We start from the raw sequence: 17,135 nt of genomic DNA on the forward strand, positions 1-17,135 counted from the left end.
CCGAGTTGAACTGGTGCGCGAGGGGGGAGTTGAACCCCCACGCCCTTTCGGGCACTGGAACCTGAATCCAGCGCGTCTGCCTATTCCGCCACCCGCGCATTGGGTGTGCTCCGGACGCTCTCACTTGCGGTGCGAGCGCCTGGCGACATCAGAAGATTAGCACGTCGGAGACCGTGGATTCACATCCGTTGTTTGGCCTCCGCTCACGGAGACCAAGGTGAGGGAGGGACAGAAGGACGGTCAGGGGAATGACGGTGCCAGGAGGGCGGAAGGAGAAGGGGAGACGGGAGGGAAAGTAGGGGGAGGAAGGGGACGGACCGACCCCGGACCCCGACCGAGCCCCCGCTCCCACAGCCGGGTGCGGGACACTGTCCACAGGCCGCCTCTACGATCCGTGGGGAAAGCCTGTGAGAGGTGACACTCGTCCACAGGGCAGAGAAGGGGAACCAGCCGATTTCCCGACGCGTGGATACGATCAGTAAGCAGTACCAGGACGGCAACGACGGAGGAGGTGCCCCATGGGAGTCCTGAAGCGTTTCGAGCAGCGTCTCGAAGGTCTGGTCAACGGCACCTTCGCCAAGGTGTTCAAGTCCGAGGTCCAGCCTGTCGAGATCGCCGGCGCGCTCCAGCGCGAGTGCGACAACAACGCGCAGATCTGGAACCGCGAGCGGACCGTCGTCCCCAACGACTTCATCGTGGAACTGAGCACACCGGACCACGAGCGACTCAGCCCCTACTCGGGCCAGCTCGGCGACGAGCTCGCCGGCCTGGTCAGGGACTACGCGAAGCAGCAGCGGTACACCTTCATGGGACCGATCAAGGTCCACCTGGAGAAGGCCGAGGACCTCGACACCGGTCTGTACCGCGTCCGCAGCCGCACGCTGGCGTCGAGTACGTCACAGTCGCAGCCGCCCGCGGGCGGACAGCAGCAGCCTCACCAGCAGCAGGGCCCGGGACAGGGTCGCGGCGGCTACGGGTACCCCCCGGCCGGCGCCCCGCCCATGCCCGCCTCCCCGCCTCCCGGCGCCCCCGGCCACCGGCCGACGGCGGCGGCAGCGGCTCGTCCGGCGGCCCCCGGCCCCGGTACGCACGGCGGAGCGGGTACCCAGGTCCGCCACTGGATCGAGATCAACGGCACCCGCCATCAGATCTCCCGCCCGACCCTGGTCCTCGGCCGCAGCACCGACGCGGACGTGAGGATCGACGATCCCGGCGTCTCCCGCCGGCACTGCGAGATCCGGACCGGAACGCCCTCGACGATCCAGGATCTGGGATCCACCAACGGCATCGTGGTGGACGGGCAGCACACCACCCGCGCTACGCTCCGCGACGGCTCGCGGATCGTCGTGGGCAGCACCACCATCGTTTACCGGCAAGCCGAAGGGTGAAGCGGGGGCAATGTCAGAGCTGACCCTGACGGTCATGCGGTTGGGTTTCCTGGCCGTTCTGTGGCTGTTCGTCATCGTGGCCGTCCAGGTCATCCGCAGCGACCTCTTCGGTACGCGGGTCACCCAGCGCGGTTCACGGCGCCAGGAGGCGCGACCCCAGCAGCAGCAGGCGCGGCAGAACGCCGCGCCGCCGCAGCAGCGCGGCCAGCAGACCGCGGGCGGTGGGCGGCAGCGCCGCGGCGCCCCGACCAAGCTGGTCGTGTCCGAGGGCACCCTCACCGGCACGACCGTCGCCCTCCAGGGGCAGACGATCACGCTGGGCCGGGCGCACGATTCGACGATCGTGCTGGACGACGACTACGCGTCCAGCAGGCACGCAAGGATCTACCCGGACCGGGACGGCCAGTGGATCGTCGAGGATCTCGGGTCCACCAACGGCACGTATCTCGACCGGACCCGCCTCACCACCGCCACACCGATTCCGCTGGGCGCGCCGATCCGCATCGGCAAGACCGTCATCGAGCTGCGGAAGTAGTGCTACATCATGAATAGGCGCGAGCGGAGCGAGCGAGTCGGGACGGTCCCCGCCACCGGCCGTGCCGCGCTCCCGACCGGAGCGACTGAAGCGACCGGCGTGACCGGAGCGACCGGAGGGTGGGCAGTGTGGGTCGAGACCGGCTGTACCCCGATGCAGCGTCGACAGGGCAGGTGCGCATGACTCTGTCCCTGCGATTCGCCGCGGGCTCGCACAAGGGCATGATCCGCGAGGGCAACGAGGACTCCGGCTACGCCGGCCCCCGGCTCCTCGCCATCGCCGACGGCATGGGCGGCCAGGCCGCCGGTGAGGTCGCCTCGTCCGAGGTGATCTCCGCCCTCGTCACGCTCGACGACGACGTCCCCGGCTCCGACATCCTCACCTCGCTCGGTACGGCGGTGCAGCGCGCCAACGACCAGCTCCGGATGATGGTCGAGGAGGACCCTCAGCTGGAGGGCATGGGCACCACGCTCACCGCCCTGCTGTGGACCGGCCAGCGGCTCGGACTCGTGCACGTAGGCGACTCGCGCGCCTATCTGCTCCGCGACGGTGTGCTGACCCAGATCACCCAGGACCACACCTGGGTGCAGCGGCTCGTCGACGAGGGCCGGATCACCGAGGAAGAGGCCACCACCCACCCGCAGCGCTCGCTCCTCATGCGCGCGCTCGGCAGTGGCGACCACGTCGAGCCCGATCTCTCCATCCGTGAGGTCCGGGCCGGCGACCGCTACCTGATCTGCTCCGACGGCCTGTCAGGCGTGGTCTCGCACCAGACGCTCGAGGACACCCTCGCCAGCTACCAGGGCCCGCAGGAGACCGTGCAGGAGCTGATCCAGCTCGCCCTGCGCGGCGGCGGCCCCGACAACATCACGGTGATCGTCGCCGATGTCCTGGACGTCGACGGCGGCGACACCCTCGCCGGTCACCTCAGCGACACCCCGGTCATCGTGGGCGCGGTCGCCGAGAACCAGGCGGCCCAGCTGAACGACGGCGGGGCCATGCAGACCCCCGCCGGTCGCGCCTCCGGGCTCGGTCGCCCGGCTCCGCACCAGCAGCCGCCCGCCGGCGGCTTCGGCCCGCCCGGAAGCGGCGACGGCCACGGCTACGGCGGGATGCCCCCGCAGGGCTCCTTCGAGTCGTACACGGACGACGACTTCGTGAAGCCGCGCACCGGCCGCAAATGGCTGAAGCGCTCCTTCATCCTGGTCCTCGCCCTCGCGATCCTCGGCGGCGGGGCCTACGGCGGCTGGCGCTGGACGCAGACGCAGTACTTCGTCGGTTCCAAGGACCAGCACGTGGCGCTGTACCAGGGCATCAGCCAGGACCTGGCGTGGGTCTCGCTGTCGAAGGTCGAGAAGGACCACCCCGAGATCGAACTCAAGTACCTCCCCGCCTACCAGCAGAAGCAGGTCGAGGACACGATCACGGGCGGCAGCCTCGCCAAGGCCGAGACGAAGATCGCCGAACTGGCCGTGCAGGCCTCGGCCTGCAAGAAGACCGAGCAGCGCCGCGCCGCCGCCGAGAAGGCGGCCGACCAGGCGAGCAAGCCGCCGGCCGAGACGCCGGGCGGTACCGGCACCCCTGACTCCAAGCCCACCACAGCCGCTCCGACCCCGGGTCCCACCCTCACCGCGGAGGAGCAGAAGCTGGCCTCGAACTGCGGCAAGCAGTAAGCACCCGTAGGGGGCCTTTCACCACCATGAGCGTTGTCACCAACACGACCACCATCGGCGCGATCGAGGCGCCGAGCCGCCGGAACACCGAGCTGGCGCTGCTCGCGTTCGCCGTCGTCATCCCGGTGTTCGCCTACCTCAACGTGGGCCTGGCCATCGATGGCAAGGTCCCGGCCGGCATGCTCGGATACGGCCTCGGGCTCGCGCTGCTCGCGGGCGTCGCCCACCTCGTGGTGCGGAAGTGGGCCCCGTACTCGGACCCGCTGCTGCTGCCCCTGGCGACCCTGCTCAACGGCATGGGCCTGGTGCTGATCTGGCGGCTGGACCAGTCGCCGCGGCTGATCGCCACCTCGATGCGCCGGTACAACAGCTTCAGTCCCGACGCACCCAGCCAGATGATGTACTCGGCCATCGGCATCGCCATGTTCGTGGGCGTGCTGCTGCTCCTGAAGGACCACCGCGTCCTCCAGCGCTACACGTACATCTCCATGGTGGTCTCCCTCGTCCTGCTGCTGCTGCCGCTCGTCCCGGGCCTCGGCGCGGACGTCTTCGGCGCCAAGATCTGGATCAGCGTCGGCGGCTTCTCGATCCAGCCCGGTGAGTTCGCCAAGCTGGTCCTGGCGGTGTTCTTCTCCGGCTATCTCATGGTGAAGCGGGACGCGCTCGCCCTGGCCAGCCGCCGCTTCATGGGGCTCTACCTGCCGCGTGGCCGTGACCTCGGTCCGATCCTGACGATCTGGGCGGTCAGCCTTCTCATCCTGGTCTTCGAGAACGACCTCGGTACCTCGCTGCTGTTCTTCGGCATGTTCGTGATCATGCTGTACGTGGCGACCGAGCGGACCAGTTGGATCGTCATGGGCCTGCTGATGGCCTCGGGCGGCGCGGTCCTCGTCAGCACCTTCGCCGGCCACGTCCAGTCGCGCGTGGCCGCCTGGCTCGACCCGTTCGAATGCCTGGAGACGGCCACCGACCCCAACATGCTCAACGCCTGTGACCAGATGACCCAGGTGCTGATGTCCTTCGGCTCCGGCGGCATCCTCGGCACGGGCCTCGGCCAGGGCAACTCGGACCTCATCGGCTTCGCCGCCAACTCCGACTTCATCTTCGCCACCGTCGGCGAGGAGCTCGGCCTCGCCGGTGTGATGGTCTTCCTGCTCATCTACGGGCTGATCGTCGAGCGCGGTGTCCGCACCTCCCTCGCCGCCCGCGACCCCTTCGGCAAGCTGCTCGCGATGGGCCTCTCCGGCGCCTTCGCACTCCAGATCTTCGTCGTCGCCGGCGGCGTGATGGGCCTCATCCCGCTCACCGGTATGACCATGCCGTTCCTCGCGTACGGCGGATCGTCCGTGATCGCCAACTGGGCTCTCATCGGCATCCTGATCCGGATCAGCGACACCGCGCGCCGTCCGGCGCCCGCGCCCGCCCCGTCCCCCGACGCCGAGATGACCCAGGTGGTCCGTCCGTGAACAAGCCGCTGCGCCGGGTCGCGATCTTCTGCGGCCTGCTCATCCTCGCCCTGCTCCTGCGGGACAACTGGGTGCAGTTCGTCCGCGCGGACGAACTGAACGCCCACCCCAAGAACACCCGCGTCCGGATCGAGCGGTACGCGAACGAGCGCGGCAACATCATCGTCGACGGCAAGCCCGTGACCGGCTCCGTCGACTCCAAGGACGAGTACTACAAGTACAAGCGCACCTACATCGACGGCCCCATGTGGGCTCCGGTCACCGGTTACGCCTCGCAGGCCTACGACGCCAACCAGATCGAGAAGATCGAGGACGGCATCCTCACCGGCAACGACGACCGGCTCTTCTTCGACCGCACGCTCGCCATGTTCACCGGCGAGAAGAAGAAGGGCGGCGACGTCGTCACCACCCTCAGCGGGGCCGCCCAGAAGGCCGCCTTCGAGGGCCTCGGCAGCAAGACCGGCGCGGTCGTCGCCATCGAGCCGAAGACCGGCAAGATCCTGGCGATGGCGTCCACTCCCTCGTACGACCCCTCCTCCTTCGCCGGCTACTCCGGCAAGGACGAGAAGGCCTGGCTGGCGCTGGAGAACGACAAGAACAAGCCGAAGCTGAACCGCGCGATCCGTGAGATCTACCCGCCCGGTTCCGTCTTCAAGGTCGTGACCGCCGCCGCGGCGCTCGAAAACGGCAAGGTCAAGGACATCAACGCGGCGACCGACACCCCCGAGGGCTGGAAGATCCCGCTCTCCACGGTCCCGATGAAGAACCACGCCCAGGGCTGCGCGAACGCCAGCCTCAACAAGGCGCTGGAAGTCTCCTGCAACTCGGTCTTCGCGAAACTCGGCGACGAAGTCGGCGTCGACAAGATGACCGAAATGGCCGAGAAGTTCGGTTTCAATGCTGAGCAGTTCACCCCGGTCCGCTCCTCCGCCTCCGTGTTCGACAAGAAGGCCGACCGCGGCGGCAACGCGCAGGCCTCCATCGGCCAGTTCAACACCGCGACCACCCCGCTCCAGATGGCGATGGTCACGGCGGCGATCGCCAACGACGGCAAGCTGATGAAGCCGTACATGATCGACGAGCTGCGCGCCCCCAACGTCGACCTGCTCAAGAAGACCGATCCGGAGGAGATGAGCCGCCCGGTCTCGCAGGAGAACGCACAGCTGCTCCAGCAGATGATGGAGAACGTCGTCACCAACGGCACCGGCGGCAACGCCGACCTAAACATGGACGGCGTGAAGGTCGGCGGCAAGACGGGTACGGCCCAGCACGGTCCGAAGAACGCCGCGCGCCCGTACGCCTGGTTCATCTCGTACGCGAAGACCGCCGAGGGTTCCCCGGTCGCGGTCGCGGTCGTCGTCGAGGACTCGGAGGGCACGGACCGTGAGGACATCAGCGGTGGCGGCCTGGCCGCCCCGATCGCGAAGGCCGTGATGAAGGCGGTCCTGAAGACCCGGGGCTGACGTCTCGGCCCCGTACAAGCCAGGTACCGGTCAGGTCTCAGCTACCGGCCCCGGGCGGAACGTCTTCCCGGGGCCGGTACCGTATCCGCGAACAGCACACACCGCCGGACCACCCATGGGTGCGGTCGGGACAGACGGAGAGGGCTGGATTAGCTATGGAAGAGCCGCGTCGCCTCGGCGGCCGGTACGAGCTGGGCTCGGTGCTCGGCCGTGGTGGCATGGCCGAGGTGTACCTCGGCCAGGACACCCGGCTCGGCCGCACCGTCGCCGTGAAGACGCTGCGGGCCGACCTGGCCCGCGATCCGTCCTTCCAGGCCCGGTTCCGCCGTGAGGCACAGTCCGCCGCCTCGCTGAACCACCCGGCGATCGTCGCCGTCTACGACACCGGCGAGGACTACGTCGACGGGGTCTCCATCCCGTACATCGTGATGGAGTACGTCGACGGGTCGACCCTGCGCGAGCTGCTGCACTCCGGGCGCAAGCTGCTGCCCGAGCGCACCCTCGAGATGACGGTCGGCATCCTCCAGGCACTGGAGTACTCGCACCGCGCCGGCATCGTGCACCGTGACATCAAGCCGGCGAACGTCATGCTGACGCGCACCGGCCAGGTCAAGGTCATGGACTTCGGCATCGCGCGCGCCATGGGCGACGCCGGCATGACCATGACGCAGACCGCCGCGGTGATCGGCACGGCCCAGTACCTCTCCCCGGAGCAGGCCAAGGGCGAGCAGGTCGACGCCCGCTCCGACCTGTACTCCGCGGGCTGCCTGCTGTACGAGCTCCTCACCGTCCGTCCCCCGTTCATCGGTGACTCCCCGGTCGCGGTCGCGTACCAGCACGTCCGCGAGGAGCCGCAGCCGCCGAGCAACTTCGACCCCGAGATCACGCCCGAGATGGACGCCATCGTCCTCAAGGCACTGGTCAAGGACCCCGACTACCGCTACCAGTCCGCCGACGAGATGCGCGCGGACATCGAGGCCTGCCTCGACGGTCAGCCGGTCGCGGCCGCCGCCGCGATGGGCATGGGGATGGGCATGGCGGGCGCCCCCGGGTACGGCGGGGGCTACGGCGGCTACCCGGAGGACCAGCCGACCACGGCGCTGCGCCAGGCCGACCCGGCCGGCCAGACCTCGATGCTGCCCCCGATCAACGCGGACGACGGCGGCTACGGCTACGACGACCGCCCGGACCGGCGTCGAGGCGGCCAGAAGAAGTCGAACACCTCGACGATCCTGCTGGTCCTCGCGGGCATCCTGGTGCTCGTCGGCGCGATCTTCATCGGCGTCTCGCTGTTCGAAAAGAAGGACGGCACCCGGCAGGTCACCGTCCCGCAGCTGGTCGGCCAGACCGTGGCGGCGGCGAAGGGCTACGCCCAGAACGCCGAAGTGGTCCTGCAGGAGGCCGGCACCGAGCGCTGCGACCAGCCCAAGGGCTCCATCTGCCGCCAGGTTCCGGTCGCGGACAACATCGCGAAGATGGACACCGGCTCCACGATCCAGGTGTACGTCTCCGAGGGCGCGCCGCTCGTGGAGGTTCCGGACGTCCAGGAGCAGTCCCGGGAGCGCGCCGAGGAGTCCCTGAAGGCCAAGGGCTTCAAGGTCAAGGTCGAGCAGGAGGAGTCCGAGGAGGACCCCGGCACGGTCCTGCGCCAGAATCCGGACGGCGGCACCAAAGCGGATAAGAACTCCGAGGTGACGATCACCGTCGCGAAGCAGACGCTGACCGAGCTTCCCGATGTGAAGAACCGGAGCTACGCGCAGGCGGAGCAGCAGCTGAAGGCGCTCGGTTTCACCAGCATCACCCAGGAGCTGGTGGACAACGACCAGCCCGCGGGCACGGTCGTCGACCAGACCCCGCAGGGTCCGTCGGACCAGCCGAAGGACGTCCAGATCACGCTGAAGGTCTCCAAGGGCCCGCAGCAGACCCAGGTCGCCATCCCGGGCGACCTGGCGAACCGGCCGTTCAAGGACGTCAAGGCGCAGCTCGAGGCCCTTGGCCTGGTGGTCGTCCAGCAGGGCTCCGACAAGGAGGATGCGATGGTGATCACCACGACGCCGCCCGCGGGTTCCATGGTCAACACCGGTGACACGGTCAACGTCTTCACGATGGGCGGCGGAGGCGGCGGCAACGGCAACAACGGGGACAACGCCGGCGGCGGCGGCTTCTTCGGCTGACGCCCCGAACCCGACCCCGAGCTCGATCAAAAGGGGAGAGCCCCGGCATCCAGTGGATGCCGGGGCTCTCCCCTTTGCTCCTGCCGATCGGATCAGCGCAGCTCCGCAGGGGGTGTCCGGTCGCGGTCGACCTTCTCCGTGCGCTCCAGCTCGCCCCAGACGATGTACCGGTAGTCGGAGGTGTACATGGGGGTGCAGGTGGTCAGCGTGATGAACCGGCCCGGCTTGTTCTTGCCGGATTCCTTCGGCACGGGCTGGAGGACGTCCACGTTGTACTTCGTGGTCTCCGGCAGCGTCTTGTAGACCTTGTAGACGTACCAGGTGTCCTTGGACTCGAAGACGATCGCGTCGCCGGTCTTCAACTTGTGGATGTTGTGGAACTTGGCGCCGTGTCCGTCCCGGTGCGCGGCGAGCGTGAAGTTGCCCTGCTTGTCCTGCGGGAGCGCGGACTTGATCGGGTCGGCGTAGTAGCCGGCGACGCCGTTGTTGAGGATGTCGCTGTCGGTGCCCTGCTTGACCAGGACCTCGCCGTTCTTCATCGCCGGCACGTGCAGGAAGCCGATGCCGTCCTTCGTGTCGAGCGCTCCGGGTCCGTCGGCCCAGCGGTCGCGGACCTGGGCGCCGTCCTGGTCCGCGGCGCGGTCGGCGAGGACGTTCGTCCACCACAGGGAGTAGACGACGAAGAGGCCGAGCACCAGGCCCGCCGTGATGAGGAGTTCGCCGAAGAAGCTGATGACTCCGGCGATCCGATTACGCACGCGTGCCACTAGGTCGTCCCGTCGTCCCGTCCGGAGGTTGTGGGTCTCAGCCTACGAGCGCTTTCGGCTTTCCCTCGCTGCGCGGGCGTTCGTCGACCAGCTTGCCCCACACGATCATGCGGTACGTGCTGGTGAACTCGGGTGTGCAGGTGGTCAGCGTGATGAACCGGCCGGGCTTCGAGAAGCCCGAGCCCTTCGGCACCGGCTCGATCACGGAGACGTTCGAGGGCGAGGTCTGCGGCAGGATGCTCGCCATCTCGTAGGTGTAGTACGCGTTCCGGGTCTCGACGACGATCGGGTCGCCGGGCTTCAACTGGTTGATGTACCGGAACGGTTCGCCGTGGGTGTTGCGGTGGCCGGCGACCGCGAAGTTGCCCTGCTGGTCGGAGGGCATGGCCGTCTTGAGGCTGCCCTCGGAGTAGTGGCCGACCATGCCCTTGTCGAGGACCTTGGCCTTGCTGATGCCCTCGGCGACGGGGACGACGACGTCCAGCTTGGGGATGTACATGATGGCGAAGCCCTCGCCGGGCTCGAAGGCCCCCGGCTTGCTGTCGTCGTTGCCGTCGCCCTGGGCCCAGGTGTCCTCGATCTTCGCCTTGGCCCGGTCGGTCTCCTGGCCGGCGAGGATGTTCGTCCACCACAGCTGGTAGGTGACGAAGAGCAGCATGACGACGCCGAAGGTGATGAAGAGTTCGCCGACGGCGCGGCTGGCGACGACGCCGACGCTGTCCTTGGCTGCGCGGGCGGCGCGCCGGGCCTCGACGCGGGAGAGCGGGGCGGCGGGCGCGTCGGTGGGCGAGGTGCCGGCCCCTGTGGTGGGCGGGCCGCCTCGACGGCTCTTGCCCCGGCCGCCCTTGGCGGCGCGGCGGCGTTCGGCCCGGCCGGGCCCGGGAAGGGGCTCCACGGCCTCCAGGACCGTCGTGTCGCCCGGGGAGGGCCGTGGGGCCTCCGCAGCCTCGTACGGCTCGTACGGGGGCACGTAGGCGTCCTCGTGGGGAGCCTCGTAGGGGGCTTGGTAGACGGGCTCAGGCTCGCGGTAGGCCTGCGCGGGTTCCTGGTAGCTCTGCGCGGGCTCCGCGTAGGTCTGCGCAGGCTCCTGGTACGGCTGCTGGGGCTCCCCGTAGGCCTGCTCGGGGTACGGGGACGGAGCCGGTTCCTGGTACGGGGCCGGTTCCTGGTACGGCGACGGGACCCCGTAAGGATCCACGGGTATCGGCTCGGGCCCCGGTTCGTTCGTAGCCCGGAACCACGGAGAGCCCGTCGTCACGCGACGGCCTTGCCCACCACCGGCGCGAGCCCCGCCGACCGTCCGACCGCCCCCTTGTCGCCGCACTGCTCCAGCCAGTTGGCGAGCATCAGGTGCCCGTGCTCGGTGAGGACCGACTCGGGGTGGAACTGGACGCCCTCGACGGGCAGTTCCCGGTGGCGCAGGCCCATGATGATGCCGTCCTCGGTTCGCGCGGTGACCTCGAGCTCGGCCGGCAGGGCGGCGGGCTCGGCGGCGAGCGAGTGGTAGCGGGTCGCGGTGAACGGCGAGGGCAGCCCGGCGAAGACGCCCTGGCCCTCGTGCGTGACGAGGGAGGTCTTGCCGTGCAGCAGCTCGGGCGCGCGGTCGACGACACCGCCGTACGCCACGGCCATCGACTGCATGCCGAGGCAGACGCCGAAGACGGGAACGCCGGTGGCCGCGCAGTGGCGCACCATGTCGATGCAGACCCCGGCCTGTTCGGGCGCGCCGGGCCCGGGCGACAGCAGGACGCCGTCGAAGCCGTCCTGGGCGTGGCTCAGCTCGACCTCGTCGTTGCGGAGGACTTCGCACTCGGCGCCGAGCTGGTAGAGGTACTGAACGAGGTTGAAGACGAAGCTGTCGTAGTTGTCGACGACGAGAATTCGCGCGCTCACTGGCCGTCCACCGTCACATCGTTGAACGGAAGCAGCGGCTCCGCCCAGGGGAACACGTACTGGAAGAGGACGTACACGACCGCGAGGACCAGCACGATCGAGAGCAGGGCCCGCACCCACGCGTTGCCCGGCAGATGCCGCCAGATCCAGCCGTACATGACGTCGACCGCCCCTTCCGTTCGTTACGGGGACCAGAGTACGGGGCGAGGGGGCCGTGGGGGGTCAGCTGTCCAAAGCCTGTGGACGGCCGTCCGCGACCGGCCGGGTGGCGTCGAGGTGCGCCCAGACGACGAGCCGGTGGCTGCTGCCCCACTCGGGGTCGCAGGTGGTGAGGGTGAGATAGCGGCCGGGCCCGTCGAAGCCGGACTTCCGGGGGACGGAGTCGATGACGCCGACGTCGGTGGGCACGGTCCGGTAGGGGGCGCGGTCGACGCGGTACGTGAACCAGGTCGTCCCGTCGGTGAGGACGATCGCGTCGCCCTCGCGCAGCCGCGGGAAGTCCTTGAAGGGGTCGCCGTAGGTGCGGCGGTGGCCGGCGACGGCGAAGTTGCCGGTCGCGCCGAGACGGGCGGTGCCCGCGTAGTGGCCGAGCCCCTTCTTCAGGGTGCCGACCTCGGTGCCCTGCAGGACGGGCCACTTCCAGTCCTGGCCGAGCCGGGGGACGTACATCACGGCGATGCCCCTGCCGGGGACGTACGGCACGGCTCCGGACGGGGTGGGAGCGGCGGCCCGGACCGGGGTGCTCGTCCACTCCCGCTGGAGGGTGTCGATCTGGCCGGCGCTCGCGCTCGCGGCCTGGACGCCGGTCCAGTACAGGACGTAGACGACGAAGAGGACGATCAGGGCGCCGACGGTGATGCACAGCTCGCTGAAGGTCCTCACGACGAGACGCAAGCGCCCCTCCCGCAGTCGACTTCCGGCGGTGACCTCGGCGGTCAGCTCACCGGCTTCGCGTGGTGGAGGTCCACTGTGCCCGAGTACCCGGGAAGAGTCACCGCCCTGTGCTCGTCGACTTTCCAGCCGAGCCCGTACGCCTTCACGTACAGCTGGTAGTTCTGGATCGCCGGGGAGCCCGCGAGCGCCTTGCTCAGCTTCCCCCGGTCACCGACAGCGGTGATCTTGTACGGGGGCGAGTAGACGCGGCCCTGGAGGATCAGGGTGTTGCCGACGCAGCGCACGGCACTGGTGGAGATGAGCCGCTGGTCCATGACCCGGATGCCCTCGGCGCCGCCCTGCCACAGGGCGTTGACGACGGCCTGGAGGTCCTGCTGGTGGATGACGAGGTCGTTGGCCTGCGGCTCGGGGTAGCCGGGGGCGGCCTGGGCGTTCGGCGGGGCGTCGTTGAGGGTGACGGTGAGGCCGGAGCCGGAGACCTCGGTGGTGCCCGCCGACGCCTCCAGGGCGGCGAGTTTCGCGTCCTCCGCACGAGTGGAGCCGTCGTCCCGGGCGGCGAGGGTGTCGACCTGGGAGCGGAGGGCGGCGGTGGACTCGTCGAGGCCCGCGTTCTTGTGACTGCGCTCCTCGATCAGGTCGGAAAGCCGCAGGAGCGAGGCGTCGGTGCGGATGTTGGTGCCCTTGGCGGTGTTGAAACTCGTGACGAAGATCAGTCCGGCGAGGGCGAAAACGGCAAGGGTGAGCACCTGGACGGGGCGCCACCTCGCGGTGCGGCCAGGTCCTTCGGGAGTGCCGACGGAATTGCTCAACGTACCCTGATCCCCTTCGGTGCCGCGGAACCACTACGCTAACGGACGCCTGGGGGACGCAGTCGTCCTCCTTCGTCACATCCCGGCGCCAGCCACAGTTCCCTGCGCGGTCACGCAGCGCATCGACAGGAGAGTCCCTCGTGCCGAAGTCACGGATCCGCAAGAAGGCCGACTTCACGCCCCCGCCGGCGAAGCAGGCCACCTCGATCAAGCTGACCAACCGCAGCTGGGTGGCGCCGGTGATGCTCGCGCTGTTCGCCATCGGTCTGGTGTGGATCGTGGTCTTCTACGTCACCGACGGCTCGATGCCGATCGAGTCGATCCGGAACTGGAACATCGTGGTGGGCTTCGGCTTCATCGCGGCCGGTTTCGGTGTCTCCACGCAGTGGAAGTAGCGGCGAGCATCAGCGGAACGGCGGCGATCTAGCGTCCGTGCCGGGCGCTCGTCAAGCTCTCCCCTGAACTTATCCACAGCGTTGTGCACAGCACTGGATAACTTACGAAGATCTGTGGATAACTCGCACGAGGTTGACGCCGGTATGACCGGAATCACCCTCGCCCGAGACCACAACGCCCCTCGCCTCCCTGGAGAAACACCAGGTCAGAGGCGAGGGGCGCGGTCTTTCCCCACAGAACGGGGAGAGACCGCCACACACTGTGGATAACTCTGGGGAAAGCTCACCAGAGAGCTCGTCCACAGCCCTGTGCGCTCAGGTGAGCGCCGCAGAGCGGGCCAGCACGATCCCCAGGTCGAGCACGAACACAAGCCCCAGGGCCCCGTACTGCACGAGGTCCCGGCGGGCCCTGGGCGCGTGCAGAAGCGCGTACGTCACCAGGACGCCCCCGACCAGACCACCGACGTGGGCCTCCCAGGAGATCCCCGGACGGGTGAAGGTCATGAGCAGCGAAAGGGCCACGAAGAGGATCACCGGCCGCATGTCGTGGCGGCGCCGGCGGGCCAGCACCACCCAGGCGCCGATCAGGCCGTAGACGACGCCGGAGGCACCCAGCGAGGGCTGGTTGGGCGCGGCGACGAGATAGGCCAGCACGGAGCCGGACAGACCGGAGAGCAGACACAGGGCCGCGTACCGGATCCGGCCCAGTTCGGGTTCGACGATCCCGCCGATCACCCACAGGCCCAGCACGTTGAAGAGGATGTGCCAGACCTCCTGGTGGAGGACGGTCGAGGTCAGCAGCCGGTACCACTCGCCGTCGGCGACCCCGACGACCTCGCCGAGCGCCGGGCTGTAGGCGTAGCCGATGAGCACGAGCTCGTCGACGAGCCGGTCGCCGAACGCCAGGACGGCGACGTAGACCGCGAGGTTGATCCCGATCAGGATCTTGGTGACGAAGCGGTCGTCCGTCGCCACCCGGCCTCCCGCGAGCGTCCGCGGCTGGTTGGCGTCGGCGGCGTGGCCGGTCCCCGACCCTTTGCGTACGCAGTCGGGGCACTGGAAGCCGACGGAGGCGGACACCATGCACGCGGGGCAGATCGGCTTCTCGCAGCGCGTGCAGCGGATGCCGGTCTCCACCTCCGGGTGGCGGTAGCAGCGCGGCGTACCGGCGTGCGCGTTCTCGGAAGGACTCGGTTCCATGAGAGGTGCCGTCCCTTCCGCCTCAGCGCTTCTCGATCACCACGGACTCGATGACCACGTCCTGGAGCGGCCGCTCCGTGTGCGGGTCGGTCGGGGTGGCCGCGATCGCGTCCACGACCTGCCGGCTCGCCTTGTCGGCGACCTCGCCGAAGATGGTGTGCTTGCGGTTCAGCCAGGTCGCGGCGCCGACGGTGACGAAGAACTGCGAGCCGTTGGTGCCCGGTCCCGCGTTGGCCATGGCCAGCAGGTAGGGACGGTCGAAGAAGAGCTCCGGGTGGAACTCGTCGGCGAACTCGTAGCCGGGACCGCCCGTGCCGTTCCCCAGCGGGTCGCCGGCCTGGATCATGAAGCCCTTGATGACCCGGTGGAAGACCGTGCCGTCGTAGAGCGGGTCCGAGGAGACCGTGCCGGTCGCGGGGTGCGTCCACTCGCGCTCACCGCCGGCGAGCTCGACGAAGTTCCTGACCGTCTTCGGGGCGTGGAACGGCATCAGCCGCACCTCGATGTCACCCAGGCTGGTCTTGAGGATCGCGTACAGCTGCTCGGCCACGGTCGCCTTCCGTCCACGTCATGTCGCGTCATGTCACGTCTGTCTCTGGCGTGTCCGATCCTCGCATGCCCCGGATGCCCACCCCGCATGCCGGACCTTGCTCCGGGGGGCATGATTCCGAAAAGGATGGAAAGGTGAAAAACCGACATCGTCGCCACCGAGGAGGAGGAATCCCGTGACCCGCATGGACAGCGTGCGCGCCGCGTCAGATTCGGCGAAGGAGAGCGTCCTGCACGCCGCGGAAGTGGTGGCGCCGTACGCCGGCACGGCCAAGGACCAGGCCGCGCACTACGCGCAGGAGGCGCGTGAGCTGCTCGCGCCGAAAGTCTCGAAGGCCGCTCAACAGGCCCGAGCGCAGGCTCGTGAGCAGTACGACTCGTATGTCGCACCGCATGTACCGCCGCGGGTCGACGCGGCCGCACATCGTGCGGCGGTCAAGACCCGCTGGGCCTGCCGTCAGGCGGCCGACTACACCGTTCCTCGTGTCGAGCAGGCGGTCGCCGCGACCGGTCCCGTCCTTGAGGAGGCCGGGTCGCGCTCTACCGCCGCCTGGGCCGCGCTGCGCGGTCAGGTGACACCGAGGGAAATCCAGAAAATCATGAAGAAGCACGAGCGTCGGGCAAGGGCCGGACGCCTCGCCAAGGGCCTCTTGGTCCTGGGCATTCTCGCCGGCGGCGCGTTCGCCGCCTGGAAGTGGTGGGACAAGCAGGCCAATCCCGACTGGCTGGTCGAACCGCCCGCTCCCACCGAGGTGGAGGAGGGCTCCGTACTGGCGCCCTACGACGACAGTGAGGATTCCCTCGACCCGGAGGTGACGGCCAAGGAGTCCGAGGCCGAGGCCGAAGGGACCGCCGAACGCGACGAGCGCCGCTGACCGACCGGGATGCTGCTGGGTCCTACCGGGGTCCTGCTGGGTTCTTTCAGGGTTCTGCCGGGTCCTACCGGGTCCTGCCGGGTCCTGCCGGGCCTTGCCGGATCCCGCTGGGTGCCGCCGGGTCCTGCCTGTTCGTACGAAGCGGAGTCGTACGAAGCGGAGTCGTACGAAGCGGAGTCGTACGCAACGGAGTCGTACGCAACGGAGTCGTACGAGGAGGTGCGGGGAGTACGCATCGTCGTCTCCCCGCGCCCTACGCCGCCGCGGCGAGCGCGAGCTCCGTCAGCGCGGCCGGCTCGTCGTTCTCGGCCACCGCGGTCGCGCCGGCCGTGGAACGGTGCCGGGCGGCGGGAGAGGAACCGTGGGCCTCGGCGGCGATGCGCTGCTTGATCGTGGGCGGCAGGGAGCGGTCCCCGACGAGCGGCCACCGATGCGCCCTCTGTGCCGGTACGGAGGCGAGGGAGGCCCGCTCCCCGACGACGGGGGCCGTGGCGGCGGCGGGGCCGGCCGGCTCCTCGGGCTGCTGGACGGCGGGCTGCTGGGTCGCGGCGGCGGTACCCGCCAGGCCGACGGCGGCGAGCAGGGCGAAGAGGACGGAGATGAAGGCGGTCCAGAACTGCTTGACCTTGGCGGTGGCCATGGCCCCTCACTTTCGTGACGTTCTCGAATGGTTCATTTCGGTTTGCGCGCTTTACGTACTTTCCTCATGATGTGGATGCGCCCCCGATTTCCACGGAACGTCGCCGTGGCCGCGCAGTTCTTCCGATGAACACCACCCGTCCGGACCAGCGCCCCCTCCGGCACGGCTGAGCTGCTGCCCCGGCGGATCCCGTGAATTGGCCGAAACGGCGGAGAGGCAGCCGGGATCGCCGGGCGGACAGCAGCAGTCGACGGACGCGCCCGATGAGGTCCGGGTGGACGCGACGGGGCTGTACTCCGCGCTTCCGACCAACGAGAGCGTGAGCGACATATTCAGCGGCGGCGATCCCGTCGTGGTCCAGGACGGTGCGGGGCTCTCGTTCTGCTCCCAGGAGACCGGCTCGCCGTGCGCCGG

The 17,135-nt window shown here is 69.1% G+C and carries 17 protein-coding genes and 1 tRNA gene; 8 read left to right on the forward strand and 10 right to left on the reverse strand.

The window, feature by feature from the left end:
- Window positions 1–11: 11 nt before the first annotated feature.
- Window positions 12–98: transfer RNA gene (locus OG462_RS22285), tRNA-Leu, on the reverse strand.
- 420 nt (window positions 99–518) lie between these two features.
- Between OG462_RS22285 and OG462_RS22290 the strand changes: the two genes are divergently transcribed.
- From OG462_RS22290 to pknB, 6 genes are all read left to right on the forward strand, one after another.
- Window positions 519–1,388 carry an FhaA domain-containing protein gene (locus OG462_RS22290; protein WP_406060082.1) on the forward strand — a complete coding sequence of 290 codons (870 nt, stop codon included), beginning with the start codon at window positions 519–521 and terminating at the stop codon, window positions 1,386–1,388.
- A gap of 10 nt (window positions 1,389–1,398) precedes the next feature.
- The gene (locus tag OG462_RS22295) at window positions 1,399–1,923 is read left to right on the forward strand and encodes an FHA domain-containing protein (protein ID WP_406060084.1); all 525 of its coding nucleotides are present in this window, start codon (window positions 1,399–1,401) and stop codon (window positions 1,921–1,923) included.
- 179 nt (window positions 1,924–2,102) lie between these two features.
- On the forward strand, window positions 2,103–3,596 hold the full coding sequence (locus tag OG462_RS22300; RefSeq protein WP_406060086.1) for a Stp1/IreP family PP2C-type Ser/Thr phosphatase: 1,494 nt from the start codon (window positions 2,103–2,105) through the stop codon (window positions 3,594–3,596).
- A gap of 26 nt (window positions 3,597–3,622) precedes the next feature.
- The gene (locus OG462_RS22305; protein WP_406060088.1) at window positions 3,623–5,062 is read left to right on the forward strand and encodes an FtsW/RodA/SpoVE family cell cycle protein; all 1,440 of its coding nucleotides are present in this window, start codon (window positions 3,623–3,625) and stop codon (window positions 5,060–5,062) included.
- Window positions 5,059–6,525 carry a peptidoglycan D,D-transpeptidase FtsI family protein gene (locus OG462_RS22310; RefSeq protein WP_406060090.1) on the forward strand — a complete coding sequence of 489 codons (1,467 nt, stop codon included), beginning with the start codon at window positions 5,059–5,061 and terminating at the stop codon, window positions 6,523–6,525. Before OG462_RS22305 ends, OG462_RS22310 begins: the two co-directional genes overlap by 4 nt.
- A gap of 155 nt (window positions 6,526–6,680) precedes the next feature.
- Complete coding sequence (gene pknB / locus OG462_RS22315; RefSeq protein ID WP_406060092.1) at window positions 6,681–8,699, forward strand: Stk1 family PASTA domain-containing Ser/Thr kinase; 2,019 nt, start codon at window positions 6,681–6,683, stop codon at window positions 8,697–8,699.
- A 92-nt stretch (window positions 8,700–8,791) separates the two neighbouring features.
- On the opposite strand, the gene OG462_RS22320 is transcribed toward pknB, so the two are convergent.
- The 6 genes from OG462_RS22320 to OG462_RS22345 form a co-directional block, all read right to left on the reverse strand.
- Complete coding sequence (locus OG462_RS22320; RefSeq protein WP_406060094.1) at window positions 8,792–9,466, reverse strand: class E sortase; 675 nt, start codon at window positions 9,464–9,466, stop codon at window positions 8,792–8,794.
- A 37-nt stretch (window positions 9,467–9,503) separates the two neighbouring features.
- Window positions 9,504–10,724: a class E sortase gene (locus OG462_RS22325; protein WP_406060096.1), complete on the reverse strand. Its 1,221-nt coding sequence runs from the start codon at window positions 10,722–10,724 to the stop codon at window positions 9,504–9,506.
- Complete coding sequence (locus OG462_RS22330) at window positions 10,721–11,359, reverse strand: aminodeoxychorismate/anthranilate synthase component II (RefSeq protein WP_017240376.1); 639 nt, start codon at window positions 11,357–11,359, stop codon at window positions 10,721–10,723. Before OG462_RS22330 ends, OG462_RS22325 begins: the two co-directional genes overlap by 4 nt.
- Window positions 11,356–11,517, reverse strand: a complete 162-nt coding sequence (locus tag OG462_RS22335; protein ID WP_017240377.1) for a hypothetical protein — start codon at window positions 11,515–11,517, stop codon at window positions 11,356–11,358. The genes OG462_RS22330 and OG462_RS22335 overlap by 4 nt, the downstream gene beginning before the upstream one ends.
- Window positions 11,518–11,581: 64 nt before the next feature.
- Complete coding sequence (locus OG462_RS22340; RefSeq protein ID WP_406060098.1) at window positions 11,582–12,253, reverse strand: class E sortase; 672 nt, start codon at window positions 12,251–12,253, stop codon at window positions 11,582–11,584.
- A 41-nt stretch (window positions 12,254–12,294) separates the two neighbouring features.
- Window positions 12,295–13,062 (reverse strand): DUF881 domain-containing protein, encoded by a 768-nt coding sequence (locus OG462_RS22345; RefSeq protein WP_406060099.1) that lies wholly within the window; start codon window positions 13,060–13,062, stop codon window positions 12,295–12,297.
- A 140-nt stretch (window positions 13,063–13,202) separates the two neighbouring features.
- Between OG462_RS22345 and crgA the strand changes: the two genes are divergently transcribed.
- Window positions 13,203–13,457, forward strand: a complete 255-nt coding sequence (gene crgA / locus OG462_RS22350) for a cell division protein CrgA (RefSeq protein WP_030321260.1) — start codon at window positions 13,203–13,205, stop codon at window positions 13,455–13,457.
- Window positions 13,458–13,772: 315 nt separating this feature from the next.
- Here the strand turns inward: crgA and OG462_RS22355 are convergent, their stop codons facing one another.
- Together OG462_RS22355 and OG462_RS22360 are read right to left on the reverse strand one after the other, a co-directional pair.
- Window positions 13,773–14,657 (reverse strand): rhomboid family intramembrane serine protease, encoded by an 885-nt coding sequence (locus OG462_RS22355; RefSeq protein ID WP_406060101.1) that lies wholly within the window; start codon window positions 14,655–14,657, stop codon window positions 13,773–13,775.
- Between the two features lie 22 nt (window positions 14,658–14,679).
- Window positions 14,680–15,207, reverse strand: a complete 528-nt coding sequence (locus OG462_RS22360) for a peptidylprolyl isomerase (RefSeq protein WP_406060103.1) — start codon at window positions 15,205–15,207, stop codon at window positions 14,680–14,682.
- Between the two features lie 175 nt (window positions 15,208–15,382).
- On the opposite strand from OG462_RS22360, the gene OG462_RS22365 reads away from it, so the two are divergent.
- Entirely contained in the window at window positions 15,383–16,081 is a 699-nt protein-coding gene (locus OG462_RS22365; protein ID WP_406060105.1) for a DUF5324 family protein, read from the forward strand.
- 253 nt (window positions 16,082–16,334) lie between these two features.
- On the opposite strand, the gene OG462_RS22370 is transcribed toward OG462_RS22365, so the two are convergent.
- Window positions 16,335–16,721, reverse strand: a complete 387-nt coding sequence (locus OG462_RS22370) for a DUF6344 domain-containing protein (RefSeq protein ID WP_406060107.1) — start codon at window positions 16,719–16,721, stop codon at window positions 16,335–16,337.
- Window positions 16,722–17,135 lie beyond the last annotated feature (414 nt).

The sequence above is a fragment of the Streptomyces sp. NBC_01077 genome, from assembly GCF_045162855.1.
In the GTDB taxonomy this organism is placed as follows: Bacteria; Actinomycetota; Actinomycetes; order Streptomycetales; family Streptomycetaceae; genus Streptomyces.